Source organism: Roseomonas sp. TS2 (genome assembly GCF_058833935.1).
The window spans coordinates 65,655-86,495 of sequence record NZ_JCACVY010000004.1 but is presented as its reverse complement, the minus strand read 5'-3'; the positions used below and the strand labels follow the sequence as shown (position 1 = coordinate 86,495).

Annotated in this window: 20 protein-coding genes; 10 read left to right on the top strand and 10 right to left on the bottom strand. The window is 68.0% G+C overall.

What is annotated here, in order from left to right:
- Positions 1-73 precede the first annotated feature (73 nt).
- The gene (locus ACZJYS_RS01955) at positions 74-466 is read right to left on the bottom strand and encodes a PRC-barrel domain-containing protein (protein ID WP_109517839.1); all 393 of its coding nucleotides are present in this window, start codon (positions 464-466) and stop codon (positions 74-76) included.
- 197 nt (positions 467-663) lie between these two features.
- On the opposite strand from ACZJYS_RS01955, the gene ACZJYS_RS01950 reads away from it, so the two are divergent.
- The 5 genes from ACZJYS_RS01950 (at position 664) to arsH (ending at position 4,798) form a co-directional block, all read left to right on the top strand.
- Positions 664-1,017 (top strand): ArsR/SmtB family transcription factor, encoded by a 354-nt coding sequence (locus ACZJYS_RS01950; RefSeq protein WP_109517840.1) that lies wholly within the window; start codon positions 664-666, stop codon positions 1,015-1,017.
- Between the two features lie 120 nt (positions 1,018-1,137).
- Positions 1,138-1,560: an arsenate reductase (glutaredoxin) gene (arsC, locus tag ACZJYS_RS01945; RefSeq protein ID WP_493175421.1), complete on the top strand. Its 423-nt coding sequence runs from the start codon at positions 1,138-1,140 to the stop codon at positions 1,558-1,560.
- A gap of 105 nt (positions 1,561-1,665) precedes the next feature.
- A complete protein-coding gene (locus tag ACZJYS_RS01940) occupies positions 1,666-2,979 on the top strand; it encodes an arsenic transporter (protein WP_109517842.1) in 1,314 nt (437 codons plus the stop codon).
- Positions 2,976-4,046, top strand: a complete 1,071-nt coding sequence (locus ACZJYS_RS01935) for an ArsO family NAD(P)H-dependent flavin-containing monooxygenase (protein ID WP_493175419.1) — start codon at positions 2,976-2,978, stop codon at positions 4,044-4,046. Before ACZJYS_RS01940 ends, ACZJYS_RS01935 begins: the two co-directional genes overlap by 4 nt.
- A complete protein-coding gene (gene arsH, locus ACZJYS_RS01930) occupies positions 4,046-4,798 on the top strand; it encodes an arsenical resistance protein ArsH (RefSeq protein ID WP_493175417.1) in 753 nt (250 codons plus the stop codon). Before ACZJYS_RS01935 ends, arsH begins: the two co-directional genes overlap by 1 nt.
- A 382-nt stretch (positions 4,799-5,180) precedes the next feature.
- On the opposite strand, the gene ACZJYS_RS01925 is transcribed toward arsH, so the two are convergent.
- Positions 5,181-6,203, bottom strand: coding sequence for a TniQ family protein (locus tag ACZJYS_RS01925; RefSeq protein WP_198368136.1), 1,023 nt, complete (start codon positions 6,201-6,203; stop codon positions 5,181-5,183).
- A gap of 213 nt (positions 6,204-6,416) precedes the next feature.
- On the opposite strand from ACZJYS_RS01925, the gene ACZJYS_RS01920 reads away from it, so the two are divergent.
- The 3 genes from ACZJYS_RS01920 (at position 6,417) to ACZJYS_RS01910 (ending at position 8,892) form a co-directional block, all read left to right on the top strand.
- Positions 6,417-6,854 (top strand): hypothetical protein, encoded by a 438-nt coding sequence (locus ACZJYS_RS01920; protein WP_099097328.1) that lies wholly within the window; start codon positions 6,417-6,419, stop codon positions 6,852-6,854.
- A gap of 111 nt (positions 6,855-6,965) precedes the next feature.
- Positions 6,966-7,451: a hypothetical protein gene (locus ACZJYS_RS01915; protein ID WP_141563267.1), complete on the top strand. Its 486-nt coding sequence runs from the start codon at positions 6,966-6,968 to the stop codon at positions 7,449-7,451.
- Between the two features lie 505 nt (positions 7,452-7,956).
- Complete coding sequence (locus ACZJYS_RS01910; protein WP_109517846.1) at positions 7,957-8,892, top strand: hypothetical protein; 936 nt, start codon at positions 7,957-7,959, stop codon at positions 8,890-8,892.
- 18 nt (positions 8,893-8,910) lie between these two features.
- Here ACZJYS_RS01910 and ACZJYS_RS01905 read toward each other — a convergent pair whose 3' ends face one another.
- Together ACZJYS_RS01905 and ACZJYS_RS01900 are read right to left on the bottom strand one after the other, a co-directional pair.
- Positions 8,911-9,492 (bottom strand): PIN domain-containing protein, encoded by a 582-nt coding sequence (locus ACZJYS_RS01905; protein WP_109517847.1) that lies wholly within the window; start codon positions 9,490-9,492, stop codon positions 8,911-8,913.
- 21 nt (positions 9,493-9,513) lie between these two features.
- Positions 9,514-9,966, bottom strand: coding sequence for a helix-turn-helix domain-containing protein (locus ACZJYS_RS01900; RefSeq protein ID WP_181378189.1), 453 nt, complete (start codon positions 9,964-9,966; stop codon positions 9,514-9,516).
- 268 nt (positions 9,967-10,234) lie between these two features.
- On the opposite strand from ACZJYS_RS01900, the gene ACZJYS_RS01895 reads away from it, so the two are divergent.
- Both ACZJYS_RS01895 and ACZJYS_RS01890 read left to right on the top strand, forming a co-directional pair.
- The gene (locus ACZJYS_RS01895; RefSeq protein ID WP_146201915.1) at positions 10,235-10,645 is read left to right on the top strand and encodes a hypothetical protein; all 411 of its coding nucleotides are present in this window, start codon (positions 10,235-10,237) and stop codon (positions 10,643-10,645) included.
- 21 nt (positions 10,646-10,666) lie between these two features.
- Entirely contained in the window at positions 10,667-11,086 is a 420-nt protein-coding gene (locus tag ACZJYS_RS01890; RefSeq protein ID WP_109517850.1) for a hypothetical protein, read from the top strand.
- 467 nt (positions 11,087-11,553) lie between these two features.
- Here the strand turns inward: ACZJYS_RS01890 and ACZJYS_RS01885 are convergent, their stop codons facing one another.
- From ACZJYS_RS01885 to ACZJYS_RS01860, 6 genes are all read right to left on the bottom strand, one after another.
- Positions 11,554-13,392 (bottom strand): TniQ family protein, encoded by a 1,839-nt coding sequence (locus ACZJYS_RS01885; protein WP_181378190.1) that lies wholly within the window; start codon positions 13,390-13,392, stop codon positions 11,554-11,556.
- Positions 13,393-13,423: 31 nt separating this feature from the next.
- Positions 13,424-14,455: a TniB family NTP-binding protein gene (locus tag ACZJYS_RS01880; RefSeq protein WP_181378191.1), complete on the bottom strand. Its 1,032-nt coding sequence runs from the start codon at positions 14,453-14,455 to the stop codon at positions 13,424-13,426.
- 5 nt (positions 14,456-14,460) lie between these two features.
- Positions 14,461-16,704 carry a TnsB C-terminal domain-containing protein gene (locus tag ACZJYS_RS01875; protein ID WP_146201916.1) on the bottom strand — a complete coding sequence of 748 codons (2,244 nt, stop codon included), beginning with the start codon at positions 16,702-16,704 and terminating at the stop codon, positions 14,461-14,463.
- On the bottom strand, positions 16,701-17,465 hold the full coding sequence (locus tag ACZJYS_RS01870; RefSeq protein WP_109517855.1) for a hypothetical protein: 765 nt from the start codon (positions 17,463-17,465) through the stop codon (positions 16,701-16,703). The genes ACZJYS_RS01875 and ACZJYS_RS01870 overlap by 4 nt, the downstream gene beginning before the upstream one ends.
- Positions 17,466-17,838: 373 nt before the next feature.
- Positions 17,839-20,055, bottom strand: coding sequence for an AAA family ATPase (locus ACZJYS_RS01865; RefSeq protein WP_146201917.1), 2,217 nt, complete (start codon positions 20,053-20,055; stop codon positions 17,839-17,841).
- Between the two features lie 4 nt (positions 20,056-20,059).
- Positions 20,060-20,431, bottom strand: a complete 372-nt coding sequence (locus ACZJYS_RS01860) for a DUF6634 family protein (protein WP_099097337.1) — start codon at positions 20,429-20,431, stop codon at positions 20,060-20,062.
- Between the last annotated feature and the right edge of the window lie 410 nt (positions 20,432-20,841).

Below are 20,841 nucleotides of genomic sequence, written 5' to 3'. Positions count from 1 at the left end.
CCACGGCAAGGGCACGAGAGAAAATGCCCGCCGGAGAGGCGGGCATTTCCTTCATGCATCCGCGGGCCGGAGATCAGTCCTCGTAGCGGAAGCCCTGCATCGCCTTGACCTGGTCGCGGGTCATGGAGAGCGTCATCCGGTCGCGGTTGTTGGCGGCGGGCGTCAGCTGGGAGACCGGCACGGCCACATACTTGTCGGTGAAGCCCAGGCGGGATTCGACCTCGATGACCGCGAGCACGACCTGGTTCTGGGCGTTGAGGATCAGGTCCTCAACCTCGCCGATCTCCACATCGTCCGAGCTGTAGACATCGCGGTCGAGCATCGCCTTGGCGCGGGTCTGGCCGGACTCGATGCGCGTCTGCGCGGCGGCCGGGGCCTGGCCGGTGCTCTGCGCCTGGGCGGGCAACACGACACCGCCCAGCATGAAGGCCGTGGCGGCGCCAGCGAGCAGGATCTTGCGTGTCATGATGGCGTTCCTTCTTCCGAGTCTGGATACGCCGCTCTAACGCGCACGGGCAGCGCCAGGTTGATGAAGTATCCGCGGCAGAAACAAAGGCGTTCCCCCCGTCCAGGGTTGGGCTAGATTCCCATAATTCTCGAAATGTCGTTGACTCCGGCCGCAGGCAGAGATATTTCGAATTTCATCGAAAGGTGAGGGGTGGCATGGAACCGAAGCAGGCTGTTGCGGCCCTGGGTGCCCTGGCCCATGAGCATAGGCTCGCGGCCTACCGCCTGCTTGTGGAGGCGGGGCCCGAGGGATTGCCCGCCGGCGTCATCGCCGAGCGGCTGGGCACGCCGTCCTCGACACTGACCTTCCACCTGCAGCAGCTCCTGCAGGCGGGGCTGGTCACGCAGCGCCGCGCCGGCCGCCAGCTCCTCTACGCCATGGCACCGGCATCCATGAACGCGCTGGTGGCCTACCTGACCGAGAATTGCTGCGGTGGCGAAGCCGCCTGCGCCCCTGCCTGCGGGCCGGCGGCCCAGGCCACCCGCCTTCGCAAGACCTCCGCAGCCTGAGGGCACGAGGATGCCCGGCAAGACCCGTGAGGCGCCCCGCCAGCGGCCTTGTCCAGCCCTCTGGCGCAGGCCGGGAGGCGGGGCGGCGCTGGGGATGCACACAGCCAGAGGGAAGGCGTCGTGACCGTCACCATCTACCACAACCCGGCCTGCGGGACGTCCCGCAACACCCTGGCCCTCATCCGCAACAGCGGCGAGGAGCCGGAGGTCATCGAGTATCTGAAGACGCCGCCGACGCGGGAGGCGCTGGCCGGCCTCATCCGGCGCATGGGCGTCCCGGTGCGCGACGTGCTGCGCCAGAAGGGCACGCCCTATGCGGAACTCGGCCTCGGCGATTCCTCGCTGACCGACGACGATCTGCTCGACGCCATGATGGCGCACCCGATCCTCATCAACCGGCCGATCGTGGTGACGCCGCTGGGCGTGAAGCTCTGCCGGCCGTCCGAGGCGGTGCTCGACATCCTGCCGAACCCGCAGCGGGGCGCCTTCGCCAAGGAGGATGGCGAACAGGTCGTCGACGCACAGGGCCACCGCCTGATCTGAGCCGGGCGCCCGCGCCTTTCCGTCCCTAAACGCGGCGCGCGGCGCCGCTGCCATCCAAGGCAGCGGATGGGCCGGCGCCGCGCAATGCCCGAGAGAACATGCCCCATGCTGGCCCTCGCCATCTTTGTCCTCACCCTCGTGCTGGTCATCTGGCAGCCACGCGGCCTCGGCATCGGCTGGAGCGCCATGGGCGGCGCCGTGCTGGCGCTGCTGACCGGTGTCATCGGCTGGGCCGATGTGCCCGTGGTCTGGGGCATCGTGTGGGACGCCACCTTCACCTTCGTGGCGCTCATCATCATCTCGCTGCTGCTCGACGAGGCGGGCTTCTTCCAGTGGGCCGCGCTGCACGTGGCGCGCTGGGGCGCCGGCCGCGGGCGGCGGCTGTTTCCGCTCATCGTGCTCCTCGGCGCGCTCATCGCCGCCTTCTTCGCCAATGACGGCGCGGCGCTGCTGCTGACGCCCATCGTCATGGCCATCCTGCTGCGGCTGAATTTCTCCGCGGGCGCCACGCTGGCCTTCATCGTCGCCTGCGGCTTCGTGGCCGACACCACCAGCCTGCCGCTGGTGATCTCCAACCTCGTCAACATCGTCTCCGCCAACTACTTCGGCATCGGCTTCGACCGCTACGCCGCCGTCATGGTGCCGGTGAACCTGGTGGCGCTGGCGGCGACGCTCGCCGTGCTCTGGGCCTATTACGGGCGGCAGATCCCCGCGCGCTATCCGCTGGCGCAGCTGGAGGCGCCGCGCACCGCCATCCGCGATGCCCTCGTCTTCCGCGCCGCCTTCCCGCTGCTGGCTTTGTTGCTGCTGGCCTATTTCGTCCTGGCGCCGCTCGGCGTGCCGGTGGCCGTGGTGACCGGCGCCGCGGCCCTCATCCTGCTGGTGCTGGCCGGGCGCTGGCACCGGGGCGGGCAGGGCGGCGTCATCCCCATCCGCAGGGTGGTGGGCGAGGCGCCGTGGCAGATCGTCGTCTTCTCGCTCGGCATGTACCTCGTGGTCTACGGGCTGCGGAACGCCGGGCTGACCGGCCATCTGGCCGGGGTGCTGGAATGGCTGGCCGGGCATGGCCTCTGGGCCGCGGCCATCGGCACCGGCTTCGGCGCCGCGCTGCTCTCCTCGGTGATGAACAACATGCCGGGCGTGCTGGTCGGCGCCCTGGCCATCGAGCAGGCGCAGGGCATCCCGCCCGCCATCCGCGAGGCGATGATCTACGCCAACGTCATCGGCTGCGACCTCGGCCCCAAATTCACCCCCATCGGCAGCCTGGCGACGTTGCTGTGGCTGCACGTGCTGGCGCGCAAGGGCACCACCATCACCTGGGGGCAGTACATGAGGGTCGGCCTCGTCATCACGCCGCCTGTCCTCCTGGCGGTGCTGGCCGCCCTGGCGCTCTGGCTGCCCGTGGTGGGCGCGCCATGAGCGAGGGCGCCCTGCACGATGTGGTGGTCATCGGCGGCGGGCAGTCCGGGCTCGCCGCCGGATACTTCCTGCGCCGGAGCGGCATTACCTTCGCCATCCTGGACGCCCATGACCGGCCGGGCGGCGCCTGGCCCGGGGCATGGGATTCGCTGCGGCTGTTCTCGCCCGCGGCGATGAGTTCGCTGCCCGGCTGGCCCATGCCGCCCTCGGAGGGGGGCTATCCGGGCCGCGACCATGTCGTGGACTACCTGGCCCGCTACGAGCAGCGATACGGCCTGCCCGTCCGGCGGCCCGTGCGCGCCGAAAGCGTCCTGCGCATGGAGGGCGGCCTGTCGGTGCGGACCGACCGTGGCACCTGGCGTGCCCGGGCCGTCATCAGCGCGACCGGCGGCGCCAGCCGGCCCTTCATCCCGCCCTGGCCCGGCGGTGCGCTGTTCGAGGGCAGGCAGATCCATTCCTCCGCCTACCGCTCGCCGCAGGGCTTCGCGGGCCAGCGCGTGCTGGTGGTGGGCGGCGGCAATTCGGGCGCGCAGATCCTGGCCGAGCTTTCCCGGGTCGCCGAGACGACATGGGTCACGCTGGAGCCGCCCCGCTTCCTGCCGGATGAGGTGGATGGCCGCGTGCTGTTCGCGCGGGCCACCGAGCGGGTGCATGCCCAGATGCAGGGCCGGGAGCCGGCCGCGCCCGGGGGCGGGCTGGGCGACATCGTCATGGTGCCGCCGGTCCGCGAGGCCCGGGACCGGAACAGGCTCCACGCCGTCCGGCCATTCGCCCGTTTCGTGCCGGAGGGGGTGGTCTGGCAGGACGGGACGCAAAGCCCCGTGGACGCCGTCATCTGGTGCACGGGCTTCCGCCCGGATCTCGGCCACCTGGCGCCGCTCGGCGTGCTGGAGGCCGATGGGCGCGTGGCCGTCGAGAACGGCCGCTCCACGCGTGAGCCACGCCTCTGGCTGCTCGGCTACGGCGACTGGACCGGCGCCGCCTCCGCGACCCTGGCGGGCATCACCCGGTCCGCCCGCGGCACCGTCCATGCCATTCAGCACTTCCTGACGACGGAAAGATCCTGATGCCCGCTGACCTCGACCTCTCATTGCCCAACCTTTCCGAAGACCAGGTTGAGATGCCGGACCGTGGGAAGCTCGGCATTCCCGGCGCCAGCCGGCATCCGCCGCGCATCCTGCTGCTCTACGGCTCGCTGCGCGAGCGGTCCTACAGCCGCTTCCTGACGCTGGAGGCGGAGCGCCTCCTCCGCCGCTTCGGCGCCGAGACGCGGGTCTTCGATCCCCGCGACCTGCCCGTGGTGGACAGCGTGCCCGCCGACCATCCCAAGGTGGTGGAGCTGCGGGAACTCTCCCTCTGGTCCGAGGGCCAGGTCTGGTGCAGCCCGGAGCGGCATGGTGCCGTCACGGGAGTCCTGAAGAACCAGATCGACTGGCTGCCGCTGGAAAGCCGGGGCGTCCGGCCGACCCAGGGCAGGACGCTGGCGGTGATGCAGGTCTCCGGCGGCAGCCAGAGCTTCAACGCAGTCAACACCCTGCGCCTGCTCGGGCGGTGGATGCGGATGATCACCATCCCCAACCAGTCTTCCGTGCCCAAGGCCTATGAGCAGTTCGACGCGGCGGGCCGGATGCTGCCGGGGCCGCTCTACGACCGCGTCGTGGACGTCATGGAGGAACTGGTGAAGTTCACCCTGCTCACCCGCGACATCTCGGCCCACCTCACCGACCGCTACAGCGAGCGCAAGGAGCGGGCGGAGAAGCAGGCCATGGAGGATCTGGCCAGGGAGGATCTGGCCAGGCTCTCCGGCGCGGCCGGATGAGGGCGCCGCTGCTCAGTATAACGGCGCGCACTTAGATGGACTGCGCACGCCGTAACCCTTTGATCTGCGGCGTGCGCCTCTGCACGTTCCACGGACAGGCGCACGGCTTTCTTCAGACTCGGAGCCACCGAGTGCGCCAATCCCGAGACCAGAAAATCTGCCAACAATGTCAGGGTGTTAATGGCTTGGCGATGGTGAGTTCTTCGAAGCCTGCCGCGCGCGGCAAGTTGTGGTGCCGGACGAGGTAGGAACGCGAGCAGCTGAAGCCGAAGCATCCACTATGCGGCTAGATACGGGAGTTACCCCGCCTCGCCGGAGGCCGCGATGGCGTGCCGCGAGCAACCTGAGTCTCGGTGTCTGAGTGCCTTATCCAAGCTAAGGCTCAAGGGCTCCGCGCGTCCAACTCTCGCGCCGCGCGCCTGTAGTCCTTCACTGCCTGCTTGATCGCCCACCCGCCACCGTTGGGCAGCGGCGTCGCCCAGCGCACGATGCCCTTGGTCACCTTTTGCGTCGCCGTGGTGACGTCCGTGAGATGGAGCCTCCGCATGTTGTCGAGTTCGGCGTGAAATCCCGCGGGCCAGTTCCGGACCGCTGCCAAAGAGCGGGCCAGCGCCTCATGCGGCGGCACCTCGACGTCGCCCATGTTCTCGAAGCCGAAGAAATACCGCCGCGGGCGCGTCGCGGCCGCGTCGAGCCCAAGGCGGACCAGGAACTCGATAACTTGGGCGTGCGCCATGTTACGGAACGGCGGCAGGGCCAGGACGCCGGTCCCCTCCTCGGTGAACTGAGGATCGCCCAACAATCCCTGGACGCAGGCCGTGGCGTTCGCCTGCTCAGGCGTGACCGGCGCCGCCGGGGCTTTCGTCAGGTCGCCGCCCTTTCGGCAGCCACACCATGCTAAACCGTTGCCTTTCCACTTGATCGGGTTCTCGCACGCATGACACTTGTCCACGAGGGCTTTGCGGTGGACCGGGCATGCTGAGATAAAGGACAGGTCCCAGACGGCTAGGTGCCGTCCGCGTTCAGCCAGACACTCGGGGCACACCTTGCGCCCCTCTTGCAACCCGAAGTCCAAAGCGCTGCCGGGAAGCTCGTGGTTCCAGAACAGGACAAAGGGGGAGTGCGGGTCGCCGCGCCAGAGCGGCAGCAAGGATTCAAAGGGAACCGACGCCTCCAAGGCAAGCCTCTCGACAGAGTTGAGAGACGCACGTGACGCGAGTCCCTTGAAGCCCAATCGCTCACCCAGGGCTTTCGGCGTCTCTGTCCGCCGCCGATTGGCGAGACGGAAGATGTAGCTTTGGAGGCTTTCGTCCGCGGACGGTGTCAGGCCAAGGCTGTGTGGACGTGGCGCACCCTCTGGCGACAGGTAGCCTGGCGGGAGGCGCGGCTGTGGCGGTAGCGGCATGGCGCCGCACACTACAAGGACAGCACGCCTACAGTCGATCGGCAGGCGAGGGCGAACAGTCCCCTAATCCTACCGCCACACGCTCGACGTCGCCCAACGTAGCCCGACGCAAGCCTTAGGCGACGCAATTCCGATTAGGAAACAAGGATAGGTTTTGGCGTCATTTCGGCTGCTGGCGGCCCATCCCGGGCGCGGTCGCGCGCGGGGTCATCGATGGCTGAGCTGAAGATTGGCGACAGGCTGACGTTGCCCCACCAGTACGCCCTGGACGAGCAGGTCGCCGGGAACCCCATCCGCCAGCTGCTGCACCTGGCCCGGACCGCCACGGTTGCTGCCCGCCGCCTGAACGCCCGGGGTGCGCCAGACGGCTTCACCCTCGACATCGAGGGGGGCGGGTCCACCCTGCTGCTGGACCGGAAGCCCAGGGGTGACGAAGGATTCGAGCAAGCTCTGGTCTGCAGGCCCGGGCGCCTGCCTGCCGACCCGGCGGCGCAGTCCGCGGAGCTCGGCGCAGTTTGGACCAAGGTTAGCAAGGGTGCCTCCGAGTGGCAGGCACCGGGAGCGGCGGCGGAAGCCGCGAGGGTGTCGTGGGCGGATCCTGCAGGGTTTGAGCTGGGACGCCGCCGTCTGGTTCTGCCCTGGTTTCATTGACGATCACGAGGGCCGCAAGCGGAAGTCAGCCTAAGCAGTCGCAGCCTGGTCACGTCGACAGGTATGCCTTCCCTTGATAATGCTTCGCCTCTCCATCGAAGGGGAACTGAGTTGGCGAGTAACGAAGATCCGCGAGCGCGTGGCACAAAGCAAGCGGCGGATGAGGACGGTTCGGCGACGGGCAAGTCTGGCAACGGTGGTTCTGGCGGAGAGGCCGAAAGCGGATCCGGATCTGGATCCGGTGCTGCCTCCGGTCACCTCAATGCAATGGAGCGTTCGAAACTTCGGCGCCAGGTCAGGGAAGCTATTCTTAAAGATCTGCAGGCGATGAAATCGCAGGGCACTGGCGATGACACCCGTAACGCAAAACTGAGCAGCGTTCAGAAGCAGACCTTGCTCAACAGCTCGCGGTGGCCATTCCTCGTTTATCGCCTTGAGCCTCCTGTTCCCTCGGCCTTTGTATTGTTCCTGTACATTCCTGGGGGCGCTCCGCAGCGGATTGGATACTACGCCACGGACAAGGAAGTCGATGCGGCCATCGAGCGGCAATTATCCGAGACATCATCCGAGCCGGAGCACCGTCCCTTCGGTCGATGATCGCCACCATCTGATCGCAGCCGCTCCGTGAAGGCCATCAGTCGCCTCTGAGTGTCACGGGCGAGCGCACTGTGCGCCAACTGCCTGAGGCCTTCGGGCGTCTCGTACCAACTCAGGGCGCCGCGAAGATTGTCCATGGTCCAGAACGGATGCGGTGTTGGCTGATCCTTCGGCAGGAGCTGCCCAGAAGCCTTTGCCGCTTCCAACGCGGCGATGATGTTCTCAAGCCGCTCCTTCGCCTTTGGCGCCCGGATTCTTTTCAGAATCTCCGCGCGGCTCGGATCTGCCAGACCTTCGGCGATGAGCCAGAAGCTACCGCTCTGCACAGCGCCCTCGTAGGCATTGAGAAGGCGAGCTGCGTCGGACGCCCATCTCTGTCGCGGTGCCATCTTCGTGCCTCCAGCTGCATCCATTCGCCTCCCATGATAAGGGAGAGAGGCAGTAAGGGGAGCCCTTTCACCCGCGCCATGGACCTAAATGGCTACTAATCGGCCCTACCGCTCCCATGTCCGAGGGTGGGAAGCCGGGGACGGGGCTGAAGGGCTTCGGGAGCTACGCTGCAATCGTTGCGGCGCATATCGGGCCGGGTTGTGTCGCCTCAAGCACGCCTCCGGCAGGGGGCGACGACTCCAGATCCGCCGATTTCGAATTCCGGTTCGGGGCAAACGGCGTCCGCTACTTCCCCGCAGGCGGCCCACCGGCCTACATCAACATCGGCGGCAGGCGTACGCCGCTCGGCGACTGGCTGGCAGACAATCCCCCCTGGGTCCATTTCGCGAACGGCGCCGTGCTGCTCGATAATGAGCTGTTCTTCCCGCAAGGCATGACGGGGCGCATCCCGTACCCCCGCGAGCGCATCGCCGCCTGGGATTGGACGGGCACCGCCATCCGCAAGGAGTCGCAGAAGGCGCAGAAGCGCCCCGACGCGGTGCAGCACAAGGTGATCCGGCACCTGCTCGCGCAGACGGGGAACGAGGCGTTCGACATCGTCTTCGATGACGACGACGCGGGCGAGGCCGCCGACGTGGTCGCCATCAGGGCCACGCCCGACTGCATCGTCGTGCACCTCTACCACTGCAAGTACTCCGAAGGGGCGAAGCCGGGCGCGAGGCTGGACGACCTCTACGTGGTCTGCGGCCAGGCGCAGAAGTGCGTCCGCTGGCGGGACGACGCCGAGGCACTGTTCCGCCACCTTCTGTCACGCGAGGGCAAGCGCCTGGCGTGGGCGGCCCCGAGCCGGTTCGAGCGGGGCAACTTGGTCGCCCTGCGAAAGCTAGAGAGCATGATCCGCAGCGCCGAGCGGGAGTTCGCCGTCTTCATCGTGCAGCCGGGCCTGTCGCGTGCAGAGGCCGGGGGCGAGCACCTGGAGCTCCTGGCGGCGACGGAGACCTATTTGATGGAGACGTCAGGGATGTTGCTGGGCGTCATAGCCAGTCAGTAGTGCACCAGGCGCCTTGTCTCAGATGGAACCGAGGTGATCCCGGAGTGCCGTGGAGAGTTTCGCCATCCCGAACTTGGGCCCCGCAAGATAATTGACATACTCCGTGGCATTCATGGGTGTCCTCTTGAGGCTGGCACGGTGTGCCCGGAGGCCCGCGAGGGCCTCCGCCTGCTGACTGGCGAGTAGACCGGCGCAGAATGGATCCGGCCTGTGCTTCGCCAGGCGGTAGTGCGCGAGCACGGTTCCATGAAAGTCTTTGATGTTGTGGGTCACGATGCTGCCCGCTTCTGCGTTGACCGCGCTGGCGACGACGTGGGCATCCTTGCGCTGCGCGGCGGTTTTGCACATCGCCTGGATGGTGGCCGTCAGAGAAGCGTCGCCTGGTACATTGGCGGCCGGAAAGGCCCTCTCCATCTCCGCGTGCCGATAATCAATCTTGTCCACCGGGATGCTCATGCTCAGGGCCAAGTTCCTCTTCCATTCGAGATGAATTTCGTCGGACCAAACCGGCTCGAAAGCTTTTGCCTCGGCGAGGCAGAGCAGGAGATCGGTCAGCTTGCCTTGGAACAGGATGCAGGCATCTAAGACGGCGACTTCCATCTAGCTTCGGACTACCCTCGTTCAGAAGTCGTACTCATCCGTCAGTTGAGCGATGCTGTCGAGTGCTTCCCTCTGAGTTTTAGTGTGGGCCCGTTGGTAAGCCAGCACCTCGGTGCGGGATAGCTTGTTCCGGCTGTGAACCTTGCGCGGATGCAGCAATCCCTTCTCAATCAGCCTCATGACGGAGGGGCGGGACATCTGCAGGATAGCGGCAGCCTCCTGCGGGCTGATTTCATCGGGGAGGGGTGCCTGCTGCTCCGCCTTCGGGAGCCTGGACGCCACTGCACCGGCTCCCGCCGGACCCTTGAAGGTCATGCCCTCTAAGACCTTGAGCAGGACGCGCAGGGTGCCGGAATTCACCTCCACCTTCGCGTTCCCCCGCGCTCGCGCCACGGTCGACCGCAGCGCCCTCACCTCCCGCCTGACGCGGTCAAGTTCCTCCGCACTGGCCTGCATCTCAACCTGGGTCGCCATGGCTACCTCCAATTTCGGCTCCAATCTGGAGGTTATCTGCATTAATTGCAAGGTTTGCAGTAAATGAATGACCGAACGCCTGAGGCGCTAGGCGGGACCAAGGCGGACTGGACCTTGGAACAGGTGTCCTGAGACGCACCCACTCAGGCATCGTACACAGCCCTCCTCCTGAAGAACGCCTGCCGCCCGCCGTCCACGCGACCTCTCCATTGCCACGACACGCCGTAACCTGAAGCCCCGCAGGCGAAAGGGTATGGACATGCCGAGGGTGCTGCTGATCGAGGTTTCCTCGACCGAAGCGTTGCCGCTCGAAGAGTGCTGCGAGGCGGTTCAACTCCCTGCGGACATGGATGATGTCATGGCGGCCGCCCGCAACATGCTCTTGCTGGATGCCTCGCTGCGTCTCGAGCATCCCAAGCGGGTGAGCGATGGCTACGAAGTTCCGCTTGGTGCCCCCGGATGCACCGCTTGGATTGCCGAGGTCGACGGCAGGACCGCAAGGTCGTGGCGCAAATTTTGGGACAGTATTGGGAAACAGCGCCCAGAGACGGGGGGCATCGCGCTCCGCCCAGATGACGAGCGCCAGTCGGAAGCGCTGAGCGAGTTAATGTCTGAAGTCTCGCCTGAGGAAATGCGTTCGTCCCTCCTGGGCTCCTTTTCCCACGCTTCTGGCGGATGATCGTGTTGAGGGAGAGACGCAATGCATGACATCGAGATAGTCACCGTGCGCGCGGAAACCCACCGCGGGCCCCTCGACTTGGCCGTCCGTCGGGTTCGGCAGTCCTTGGGAGATGCGGGCAAACTGGGCTTGATTGAACGCGCGCTTGAGGTCGGCGACTCTGACCTTGCCGTTCGGTACCTGAGGGATTGGGCCACTGTGCTCGAGGCTAGTCCGGATAACAGTATCATGGACCGCGTCCGGCTGGCCTCGATGAAACTACAAAAGCTCCTGACGCACGAGGTCGTCCATGGTCGTTTCAGCCTGCTCGACCGCACCGCCCCGGAAATCGTGAGGTATGAACAGGAAATGCGTTGGAGAGGATTGCAGTCACGGTACAGCCCTCACCTGGAATGCATGCGGGGGGAACCGCGTGCAATTTGTTCAAAGGCCGATGAATAGTTGGCGGCCGCATCTCGAAAGAGAATGCGGCCTTCTTCAGGCTTGCTAACATCGACAATGATGCACGGTTCGTTGGGTGCACCGGCTCCCAGCGAGTAGATTTCCACATCGTAAGGCACGTCCGTTGGATCGATAGCAACTTCGACCGCGAGGTTCTCGGACTGATAGATTTCAAGCGTGGCCTGCTTTTCATCCGCTTAGGAGTCCTGGCCGCCCGCACGGAGGTCCGCAATCTCATCCACCTTCGCGTGGATGTCGGTCTCGAACTGGAATACCGCTTCGTGCGCCTCGTCAAGGGTGCCGCACTTACGTGCCAGAGGGCGGCCAAAGGCAAACGGGATGTATCGCCATCGACCCGAGATCCAGATTACCTGTGCCGAGGCATCCTCGGGAGGTACATTGTCATAGTCGAGCCACCACGGTAGCTGCCGAGAGGCCATGTTCTTCCCCAAGTCGAGCGCGCTTTCTTAATCCTCGGTGTCCGGTGCGACAACAGGCTGCTTTAATCCGGTTCCGGACCCATCCTCCACGAGTCCTTTCCTGAAAAACGCTTGCCGCCCGCCGTCCACCCCCGGCCCCGTCACCGGCAGCACCCCCACAGCCCGCAGGTCTGCCGCCAGCTTCCGCGGCGACGTGCCGCGCTCGCGCGCCAGCTCCGCGCCGGACACGTACGCCGTCCGGAAGCGGTCGAGCTCGGTGGCCGTGACGGCGCCGCCCTCGGTCCGGAGCAGGCCACGCCGGATCAGGTGGGCCACCACCTCGCGCTTGAGGCCGAGCAACGCAGCGGTGGCGTAGGCGCTGAACGGACCCCGCTCGAGAGGGGCCGCCGCCCGACGCACGGCCGCCCGGTCGAACCGCAGGCGCTTGAGGCCGACCGCGGCATGGTCCAGGGCCGCCACCGGCAGGTTGCCCGAGAGCACCATGCCTACGAAGTCCGCCAGCCCGACGCCGCGCCGCCGCATCGTCTCGGCCGCCACCTCGAAGCCCACGAGCCCTCGCTCGAGGCCGGTGTCGATCGGGGCGCCCGCCGCCATGCGCCCCGGCAGCCCTTCGATGCTGGCGCGCCGGAACGCCCAGCGGCCCCAGCCATCGGCCGCTGCCCGGTGCACCGCCTCGAGAACGCCTGCCTCCGCCAGCCGCCGCACCCGTGCCCTGGACACCCCTAGGGCGGCTGAGGCTTCGTCCAGCGTCAGCGCGTCGCGCAGTTCGGCCGCCAATCCTTCCACCTTCGCGCGGCCGATCACCGCTGGTAGGCCGCGCCCCGTGCCGTCAGGCGTCGGCAGCAGGCCAGCCTCCGCGAGCCGCTTGGTCGTGGGCAAGGATCTGCCCACCATGCGCGCGACCTCCTTCAAGGCGACGCCGTCACCCTGGACGCCCAGCAGCAGCGAGCGGTGCATCCGGCGGCCCAGCACTGGGTCGGCGGCAAGGAATTGGCGGGTCGCCTCGGCCAGGGCGTCGCGGAACGGCCCGGCCTCCAGCATCGACAGCCAGCCGTAGTAGGCGCCCATGGTTTTGGTGGCGCCGAAGCGTCCGGCACGGGCGGCCTCCACGGCCCGCGTCGCCGCAAGGAATCCGTGAAGGGGAACAGGCCATGCCTCGACCGCGGCAAGGCCAGCGCCGACGACGCGGGCCACGGCGTCCGGCCCGGACGCGACGAGGGTCTCGATGCGTCTTTCCTTGTGCCAAGCGGTCAGGAACATGCCGGTGACCATGACCAGGCGCACGAGGTCGGCCGGTCCGACGGCCGACAGGGCAGGGGGCAACCACGGGATCGTCTCGCCCGTGGCCAGCGCCAGCACGCGGGCGCTCGCCTCTGCCTCGTCGGAGGGGACCGGCATTCCGGCGAGCGCCCGAAGGTCGGTTCCGCAGGCGCAGCGGGTGACGTCGGCCACATTCCACCCCAGCCCCCGACAGCGAGGTCTGTGGCACCTGTCCACGAAGCGCAGGGCGTGGTGGGAGCAGGCGGTCACCAGGGCGCAGTCCCAGGCGGCACGCTGGATGGGCGCCGCGACGAGACAGGCTGGGCAGGCGCGCCGCCGTGAGATGTCGATGAACTCGCGGTGGAGCTCACCGCCAAGGAAACGGTGGTGGGCGAGGCGACCTGTGGGGCGGTAGGTGGCGGCTTCGAGAGCGGCGGGATCGGCGCCGGACAGGGTCGCGAGGCCGCGTATGTCATCCCCAGAGGTGGCGGAGCCAGGCTGGCGCAGGCCGACATGGATGGCGAGGCGGTCGGCGCCGGGGAAGCGGGCGCGGCCCGCGAAGCGCATCATGAAACCAGGGATGCTCTCGCCCGGCACGATGCCCATGCCGAGCGAGAGTGGCTGTATGCCCATGTGCTCAGGGCCGGAAGTTATGGTGGCGGTCGCTGCGGCGGGTACGGCCGCGCAGGCGGGTCTTTTCGGGTCCCGTGTCGATGGTAGGCCCGACTGCCTCGGGGAAGGCGGGGCGCTCCGCCGTCCACACTGCCGACTTGCCGTATGCTTTCACCAGGTGGGCGTAGGTCAGCCTGTCCGCCTTCCCGGCCGCGACGTCGTAGACGGCCTCCGCAGCGGCGGTCTCGATGAGGGTCGCCATGTCGCCGAGATATCCCGATGCGGCACGGCACAGCGGATAGGCCATCTTGGCTCCTGCGAGGCCGGACAGCACGCCGAAGACGTTGTCCCGGAGGAACTCATCCCATTCCATCAACACGTCCTGCAGGAATTCGCGGCTTTCGGCGATGTCCCAGTCCAGCGGCAGGAGTTCGTGCCGGATGCTCGCCCGCCTTCGGAATTCCGCGTCGGCCTCCCTGAGCAGTAGGACGGATGCCGTACCGGCGATGATGAGGGACGGTCCGCCCTTGGCGTTCACGATGTACCGGCAGAGACTCGCGATGCGCTTGATGGCAGCGGTGTCCTTGCCTTCGAGGCACTGGCTGAACTCGTCAGCGACGACGAGCCTGTTCCCCACTTCGCGTCCTACTGCGACAATGTCCTCCTGGATGACGAGGCGCTTCCGGCCCCGACCTACGACGTGATCGATGCTCTGGCCGGTCAGCGCGGCGAACCAGACCTCGGCGACGTCCTTCTCGCTTCCGTTCGGCGCTTTGAAGTACAACACGTCTTTGCGGTCAGCGAATGCGCCATCCGGGCCAGCGATGGCTCGGGGTTGGTCGGGGAACTGGCTGGTGTAGTCCAGGACGAGCTTTGACTTGCCGCTGCCTGACCCCCCGACAAGGAGAAGGATGCCAGCCTCGCCAGACGACCCATGGTCGCGGTGGTGGAGGCGACGAATATCTCGCTGGATTTCGTCCGACTTGTCAGTCGGCAGGTAGAGCTCGCGGAACCTGCCCGAGAGCCTGACGAGACGGTCGATTTCGTTCTGGTCCATGGTGCTCATTGCCCTTCGTCGCCGCGCATGCGCTTCGCCTGCCGCCGCGGACGTGCCGCGCGGCCCTCGTCGCTTGTGTTCTCCGACTTCTCGGGCGCCGCCTGCGGCTCGCTGGCGTCCGGTTGCGGCTGCACGTCGCCGGTGTCGTCGCCGGACGGCTGGTTGCTGTTCATCATCAGGAAGCGGACCAGGGCATTCCGCTTGAGCTTGGACAGCGATTTGCCGCTGGCCAGCAGCCGCGTGGCGTCCTCGAGCAGGGCGGCCTTGAGGGCCCGCAATTCGTCGGTGTCGTAGGTCCGCTCCAGGCGCCTATTGAATTTGAGAGTGATGTCGTGCTGGTGAAGGGTGAGACCGACCATCAGGCGACGATTGAAGGGTTCGACCTTTGCGATCGCACCCGTGAATGGGTTGACGACCCAGGCTTGCGACACATCGTGCTCGTCGAAGAGGACCTGGATTTTCGTGCCTTTGCGGTAGTTCGGGTTGGCGACGATCTGCCGGATGGCCTCGCCGTGCCACGTGAGACCTTGGGTGGTGACCCTTCCGCGCAGCGGCAGGCACATGTGCCGGTGGGTGAGCAGCACAGTCAGGTCGTGCTCGCTGCGGAGTGCCCGGGGCGGGTGCCTGTCCGTGTGCTCCTGCCAGCGGCGAAGGGGCACGTCGTCGATCCCAGTGTGCCACGACTTGGCGTAGACCATGGCGACCCAGGTCCAGAGGCGACGCACGAGGTCGGAGTACCGGATGATGGCATCCGGCTTCTCGGGGTCGTTATCCTCGCGGTGGCTGGGCGGGTTGGGTCCCGCAAGCGGCCGCTCCGCCTGTTCGCGGAAGTTCCGGATGAAGCGCTCGATGCACGCCTTGAGCTGCGGGTTCTCGCCCTCGGCGTAGTCCATGATCATGTCCAGGACCAGGGACGCGTTGCGCACGTGGTCATTATTCGTCGCCGCGGCCTGGTCGAAGAAGAACGACATCGGAACGCCGGTCGGGAACTCGTAGTCGAGGTTCGGTACGAGCTTCTTGAGGAAGCCCTTGGGCGTCATCGTCATCCGCAGGACGCTGAACCCGATGCCGAGGGTCTCGCCCGCGAAATGGACGATCAGCGCGAGCGGCATGCGGGTGAAGTGGTCGTAGGCGATGGAGACCCAGGCGCCGCCCATGTCCAGGCCGCTCCGGTCGTCCAGCACCCTGATCCGCCGCAGGCGGAAGTGATCGACCTCGACACGCTCCAGCGGGAACGTCGTGACCACACCGTTGCCGATGGTGCGGACCTTGTCGAACTCCTTCTTGCCCTTGCGACGGCGGACGGCGACGTGCTGGTCAACTTCCTCGCGGATATAGCGGGCCACCTGGCTTTCGCTCGGACACCAGAGCTGGTTGTCCGGGTTCGCCGTGTTCCAGTTCGTCACCCGGTCGTTGAGCGCGCTCCAGACCTTCGACTTGCGGTTTTCCTGCCGCGTGAGCCAGACTAGTGTGATGGTCTCGATCAGCCACTGCTCGACCATAGCGGGCATCTTGCGCCCCCGCGGTCCCTGCCTGTCGAAGCGGGGCGCGAGGGCGCGGATGTCCCCGCCTGCCTGCTTCAACGTGTTGAGCCAGCCGTAGAACGTGCTGACGCCCGGGGCTTTCTGCCCGGTCGCCTTCGCGACCTGTTTCAGGAAGGCGAGGAGGGTCGCCTTGGAGACGCGGCCGCTGAGGTCGATGCGCTCGGCGACGGGGAGGTCCGGCATCCTCTCGCGGTAGAAGCGCTCCGGGTCACGGTACGCCTCCACGAAAACGGCGCTCCACTGCACCTTGGCTTTCATCGAGCTCGGCAAGCCGTCGAGCGGGACGCGGAGCACTTCCCGGATGCGCTCCGGCAGGTCCGCGTCAGGTGAATCGACGACCCAGCTCTCGCCGCGCCAGCACTCCTCCTGCCAGGCGATGTTGTTGACGACGGCGGTCTCGTCGGTCTTGACATTCTCCAGGTGGATCAGGCCGCTCTTGAACAGCTTCACGCGCCAGACGCTGCCCTGGCGGCGGATGTAGGTGCCGCGGACGAGGCGCCGCCGGTCCAGCGGCTCCGGGACGGTTGGCTGGCGCAGGCTGCCGTTCTGCCAGTGCAGGATCCAGGAGGCGAGGCCCCAGGTCAGGACCTCGCCGGTCATCCGGTTGCGCAGGTCGAGGCCGTCGTTGTCGAGGCGCTCCACCATCCACGGGTGGCCGTCCCAACGGACGATCTGGCCCAGTCGGGGCAGGTATCGGTTGCTCATGTGCGCCACCCCTTAGTCCGCCAGGCCAACACGGGGGTGTCCGGTCCGAGCCCGGCCGAGATGTCGGCAACCACGAACCCGTTCGCGACCATGGACAGCAGTTGATGCCAGGTGGCGAGGCCATCCAGCAGCCGGTGCAACTCCCCAAGGGTGGCAGGGGCGTGACGCTCGGCCACGGTCGACACCGAGAAGGGCAGGGAGTCCGGCCACTGCCAGTAGCGGTAATAGAACAGGTCCTTGGCACCGGGCAGCGCGACGTCCTCGGTGACCTCGTCGCGGTTCAGGTGAACGAAGCCAAGACCCTGGCGCTCGCAGGCCGCGCGCATGGCGGCGAGGCGCTTCTTGCGGCGCGCGTCCGGCTTGGCCAGCGGGTGCAGGATTGTCAGCGCGTAGGAGCGCGTCTCCTCATGCACGATGAAGTCGGGGACGAATTTGAAGTCCTTGCATTCCCAGTGGACTTCGATGGCCTCGGCTGTGGAGGTCCAGCCCAGCACCTCGTGCCGGGCGTCCAAGAGGAACGCGGCGTCGCGATGGTGATAACTCCGCAGGTGCTCGTAACGCCGCTTGCCCTTGGCTGGCGGGTAGTAAGTCGGGACCTGTGTCCGAGCCTTCGGTTGGTCCTGCTCTTCTTCCTTGGGTTCCTCGCCCCCGGCTTCCTTGCTGACAATCTTGCCTTTGGCCTTCCCCTTGGGGGGCTTGGACGGGAATTTGGGGTTCCAGTTGCCGCGCGTCGGCACTGCCCCCAATGCGAATCTGCGCATCGTGGCTTCCAATCGTTTGAGCGTTCGGGATGCCGCCGGTGGGCGGCGTCAGACGGCGCGAGAACGACGTATCAGGGTGGGGAGCCGGAACTTGGCCCGGAAGCCTGGAAGGAAGCCGCGCGCGCCACGCGGCGGCGTGCGCCGCGCCGTCGTCGGCGCAAAGGATTTGTGGTGGTGCATGATGTCCTCAGCGGTGAGGCCAGGAAAGCTGCAGGCGGGCACAGCGACGTGGGCGCCGTGCCGCAAATCCTCAGTCCGTGGCTATTCGCTTCGTGGAGATCATGGCTGCAGAGACGGCTGGCGCCTGGATTGGTTTCGCGCCCCCTTGCCATTTTCATGGACGGCTCTGGCGAGGCGTCCGGGTCGGGGCCGGTCATGGCCGCACCCTCCGGGGGCGGCGACCGGCGCCTGGCGGTCGGCAATCCTTCGCGGCCGCCCCGGACGCCGCGACCAGGGCCTCGATCTCGGCGCCCGGCACCGTCTCCTTGGCGACCAGCATGTCCGCCAGACGGCAGATGGCCAGGCCGTGGTGCCGGACCACCGACCGCGTCTCGGCGTAGGCCGCGTCCAGCATCTCGCCGACCCGGCGCGCGACGTCGGGCCGCGCCGCCAGCAGCGCGGGGACACCGGCCGCCTCCGGCAAGCCGCGCCAGACCAGGGCGCCACCGCCCTTGTCGAGGCCGAGCGCGGTCACCGCCGCCGTCGCGAGGCGCGTCGCCGTGGCGAGGTCGCTCTCGGCGCCGCCGCCGCTCCCGCCCGATGCCTCGCCGAGCAGCTCCTCCTCGGCCGCCCGGCCCGCCAGCGCCTCGCGCAGCAATGTTGACAGGGCCGCACGGGTGACCGTGGCCTGGCCATCCGCAGGCTCCGTCCATAGCACCCGGCCCGCGCGGTCGCCCTGCGCCAGCACGGTGGCCGAGATCAGGGCACCGGGCCGCCCAAGCGCCGCCACCACCGCGTGCCCGGCCTCGTGGATGGCCACGCGGCGCAGCACCTCCGGAGCCGGGCGCGACCCCTTGCCGCGCAGCTCCGCCTCCAGGTCGGCCAGGGTCGGCTCGCGCCGGTCGTGCCGCGCCCGCCGTCGCATGCCGCGCACCCAGCGCTCGGCCTCGGCGCCGGTGGACCCGAGGCCCAGCAGCGCGAGACGCGACAGGTCGGCGCCGGGCAGGTCGCCGCCGAGGTGGTGGCGCAGGATGGCGGCCAGTGCCGCCTGGTCCGGCAGCGGCACCCCAATCAGGCGCTCCAGGCGGCCCGGCCGCAGGATGGCCGGGTCGATGCGGCTGGCGTCGTTGCAGCAGCCCAGCACGACCACGCCCTCGCGCCCGGCGGCGCCGTCCAGTTCCTCGAGGAAGGCGTTGACCACCTGGACCGAGTAGTCGCGGTCGTGGTGGCGGAAGGTGGTGCGGTTGCCGAAGCTGTCGATCTCGTCCACGAGCAGGATGCAAGGCGCCGCCTTGCGCGCCGCCTCGAAGGTCCCGCGCATGGCGCCGAGGGTCGTGCCGAGGTGGCCGTCCTTGGCGCCCTGCCACTGGCCCAGCGAGCCGGTCACCAGCGGCACCCCGCATTGCGCCGCCAGCGCCCTGGCGAAGGTCGTCTTGCCGGTGCCGGTGGGACCGACCAGCACGGCGCCGCGGTCCACGTCGCGCCACGGCAACGCGCCGCGGGCGTAGTCGGTGAGATCCCGCGCGACGTCCTTGCCCCACCGCGCGGCCTCGTCCATCCCGTGCAGGCCGTCGAGCGTCAGCGGGCGGACGGAGAGCCGCTGCGACGCCAGCTCCGCCAGCCGCCGGAGGTAGTCGTCGGCATCCTGGTGGGGCAGCCGGGCCAGCCACAGGTCACCGACGGTGACCAGCCGCGCCACCTCCGGCGGTACGGACGCGGTGACCGGCGCGGCGCCCGTCAACATGGTCGCCGCCTCGGCCAGCGCGGCCGGATCCAGCGGGCCGACGGTCACCGTCGCCGTGGCGGCCCGCAGCAGATCGGATGGCAGGCAGCGGGCGGGCGCCGGGCTGAAGCCGTAGACCGGGCGCCCGCTGGCGACCATGGTGCGGACGGCGCCGTTGCCGTCCTCGGGGCGGTGCCAGCGGTCGGAGCCGTCGCGGCGGAACTCGGCCCAGCTCGGCTCAATCTTGCTGATCCGCCGGTATGGCCGGTCCTGGGCGTCGTCGCCGTCGAACGGTACCTCGTCCGTGCCCTGGATCAGCATGCGCCAGGTCTCGGCGACGGGGACGACCCACTCGGCGTCCGGCACCTCGACCACGAGGACCGCGCCCGGCTCCCGCGCCCTGCCGTGCAGGGTCGGATCGGCCTCGAGCAGGCGCCGGAGCATGGCGTGGGCTGCGGCCTCGGCAGGGTCTTCCAGGCGCACGCGCGATGGCTGGTGGACGGGCGGGGGCGTTGGCTTCCGCGCCTGCGGCGGAACGGGACCGAGGTGGAACGGCTCGTGGCCGATCTCCTCCTCGACGGCTTCGGCCAGCCCTTCGATAGCGAGGTCCAGCGCGTCGCCGGTCAGGGCGGCGGCGCCACCCATGCTGCCGGGCGGCAGGGCAGGTGAGGGGGCGGATGCGGAGATGCTGGGGATGGGGTTTGGCATGGTGTCACCGCAGGCCCAGGGAGCAGGTCCGGTCGGCGGGCGGCGGCACGACCGGCATGGGCGCGCGCGGGGCGCCGAGGCGATAGAGGCGGTTCAACGTTCGCGCCCAGCCCACGGTCGGCGCGAAGGCCCAAAGGTCTGAGGTCCGGCAGTAGGGGCCGTCCAGCAGCGGATGGCCGGTGACGGCGCCGACAAGGCACATGACCGGGCGCGAGGTCACGGCCCATCCCTCCAGCAGCGGCGCCTCCGACAGCTCCGCCGCCGACGGCATCCCGGCCGCCGCGAGCCGCCGCAGGTCCGCCGCCAGTGCCTCCAGCCTGCTGGCTTCCGCCTCGACGTCGCCGCGCACGGTTCCTCGTTCACCGATGATGAGCATGGTGCCTCCTGTCTCTGATGGGTGGTTGTCGGTGTGTTGATGGCGGCCCGCGGGAGGGGCCGCCGGGCGCCCTATGCGGGCGCGGGGATGACGACCCAGTGCCCGTTTTCGCGCCCGCCGACGTACCCCGCCGGGCCAGGGGGACCCGGTTCAGTCGCCTCAGGGAAGGGAAGGGCGGTCGTCATGCCCAGAACAGAAGCGGAACATCTCGCCCGGCGCAATAGGCATGCGTCGGTGTGATTTGCCAGCAAAGGAGGCATCACCAGCTGCCTTGAGACCGGGTGACAATCCCTCCCGCAAGCCGATCTATCGCCCTGAATCCTTGTGGTTTTCCTTGCAACATTCATGGCGTCGCGGGCCGACACGACGCGTTCGGTGTCGCTGGCGACCGACGGCCATGCCCGAAATCT

What these genes read in the sequence shown, in the direction of transcription:
- ACZJYS_RS01955 (WP_109517839.1), bottom strand. Translation starts at nt 466, where the DNA reads ATGACACGCAAGATCCTGCTCGCTGGCGCCGCCACGGCCTTCATGCTG.
- ACZJYS_RS01950 (WP_109517840.1), top strand. Translation starts at nt 664, where the DNA reads ATGGAACCGAAGCAGGCTGTTGCGGCCCTGGGTGCCCTGGCCCATGAG.
- ACZJYS_RS01940 (WP_109517842.1), top strand. Translation starts at nt 1,666, where the DNA reads ATGCTGGCCCTCGCCATCTTTGTCCTCACCCTCGTGCTGGTCATCTGG.
- ACZJYS_RS01935 (WP_493175419.1), top strand. Translation starts at nt 2,976, where the DNA reads ATGAGCGAGGGCGCCCTGCACGATGTGGTGGTCATCGGCGGCGGGCAG.
- arsH (WP_493175417.1), top strand. Translation starts at nt 4,046, where the DNA reads ATGCCCGCTGACCTCGACCTCTCATTGCCCAACCTTTCCGAAGACCAG.
- ACZJYS_RS01925 (WP_198368136.1), bottom strand. Translation starts at nt 6,203, where the DNA reads ATGCCGCTACCGCCACAGCCGCGCCTCCCGCCAGGCTACCTGTCGCCA.
- ACZJYS_RS01920 (WP_099097328.1), top strand. Translation starts at nt 6,417, where the DNA reads ATGGCTGAGCTGAAGATTGGCGACAGGCTGACGTTGCCCCACCAGTAC.
- ACZJYS_RS01910 (WP_109517846.1), top strand. Translation starts at nt 7,957, where the DNA reads ATGTCCGAGGGTGGGAAGCCGGGGACGGGGCTGAAGGGCTTCGGGAGC.
- ACZJYS_RS01905 (WP_109517847.1), bottom strand. Translation starts at nt 9,492, where the DNA reads ATGGAAGTCGCCGTCTTAGATGCCTGCATCCTGTTCCAAGGCAAGCTG.
- ACZJYS_RS01900 (WP_181378189.1), bottom strand. Translation starts at nt 9,966, where the DNA reads ATGGCGACCCAGGTTGAGATGCAGGCCAGTGCGGAGGAACTTGACCGC.
- ACZJYS_RS01890 (WP_109517850.1), top strand. Translation starts at nt 10,667, where the DNA reads ATGCATGACATCGAGATAGTCACCGTGCGCGCGGAAACCCACCGCGGG.
- ACZJYS_RS01885 (WP_181378190.1), bottom strand. Translation starts at nt 13,392, where the DNA reads ATGGGCATCGTGCCGGGCGAGAGCATCCCTGGTTTCATGATGCGCTTC.
- ACZJYS_RS01880 (WP_181378191.1), bottom strand. Translation starts at nt 14,455, where the DNA reads ATGGACCAGAACGAAATCGACCGTCTCGTCAGGCTCTCGGGCAGGTTC.
- ACZJYS_RS01875 (WP_146201916.1), bottom strand. Translation starts at nt 16,704, where the DNA reads ATGAGCAACCGATACCTGCCCCGACTGGGCCAGATCGTCCGTTGGGAC.
- ACZJYS_RS01870 (WP_109517855.1), bottom strand. Translation starts at nt 17,465, where the DNA reads ATGCGCAGATTCGCATTGGGGGCAGTGCCGACGCGCGGCAACTGGAAC.
- ACZJYS_RS01865 (WP_146201917.1), bottom strand. Translation starts at nt 20,055, where the DNA reads ATGCCAAACCCCATCCCCAGCATCTCCGCATCCGCCCCCTCACCTGCC.
- ACZJYS_RS01860 (WP_099097337.1), bottom strand. Translation starts at nt 20,431, where the DNA reads ATGCTCATCATCGGTGAACGAGGAACCGTGCGCGGCGACGTCGAGGCG.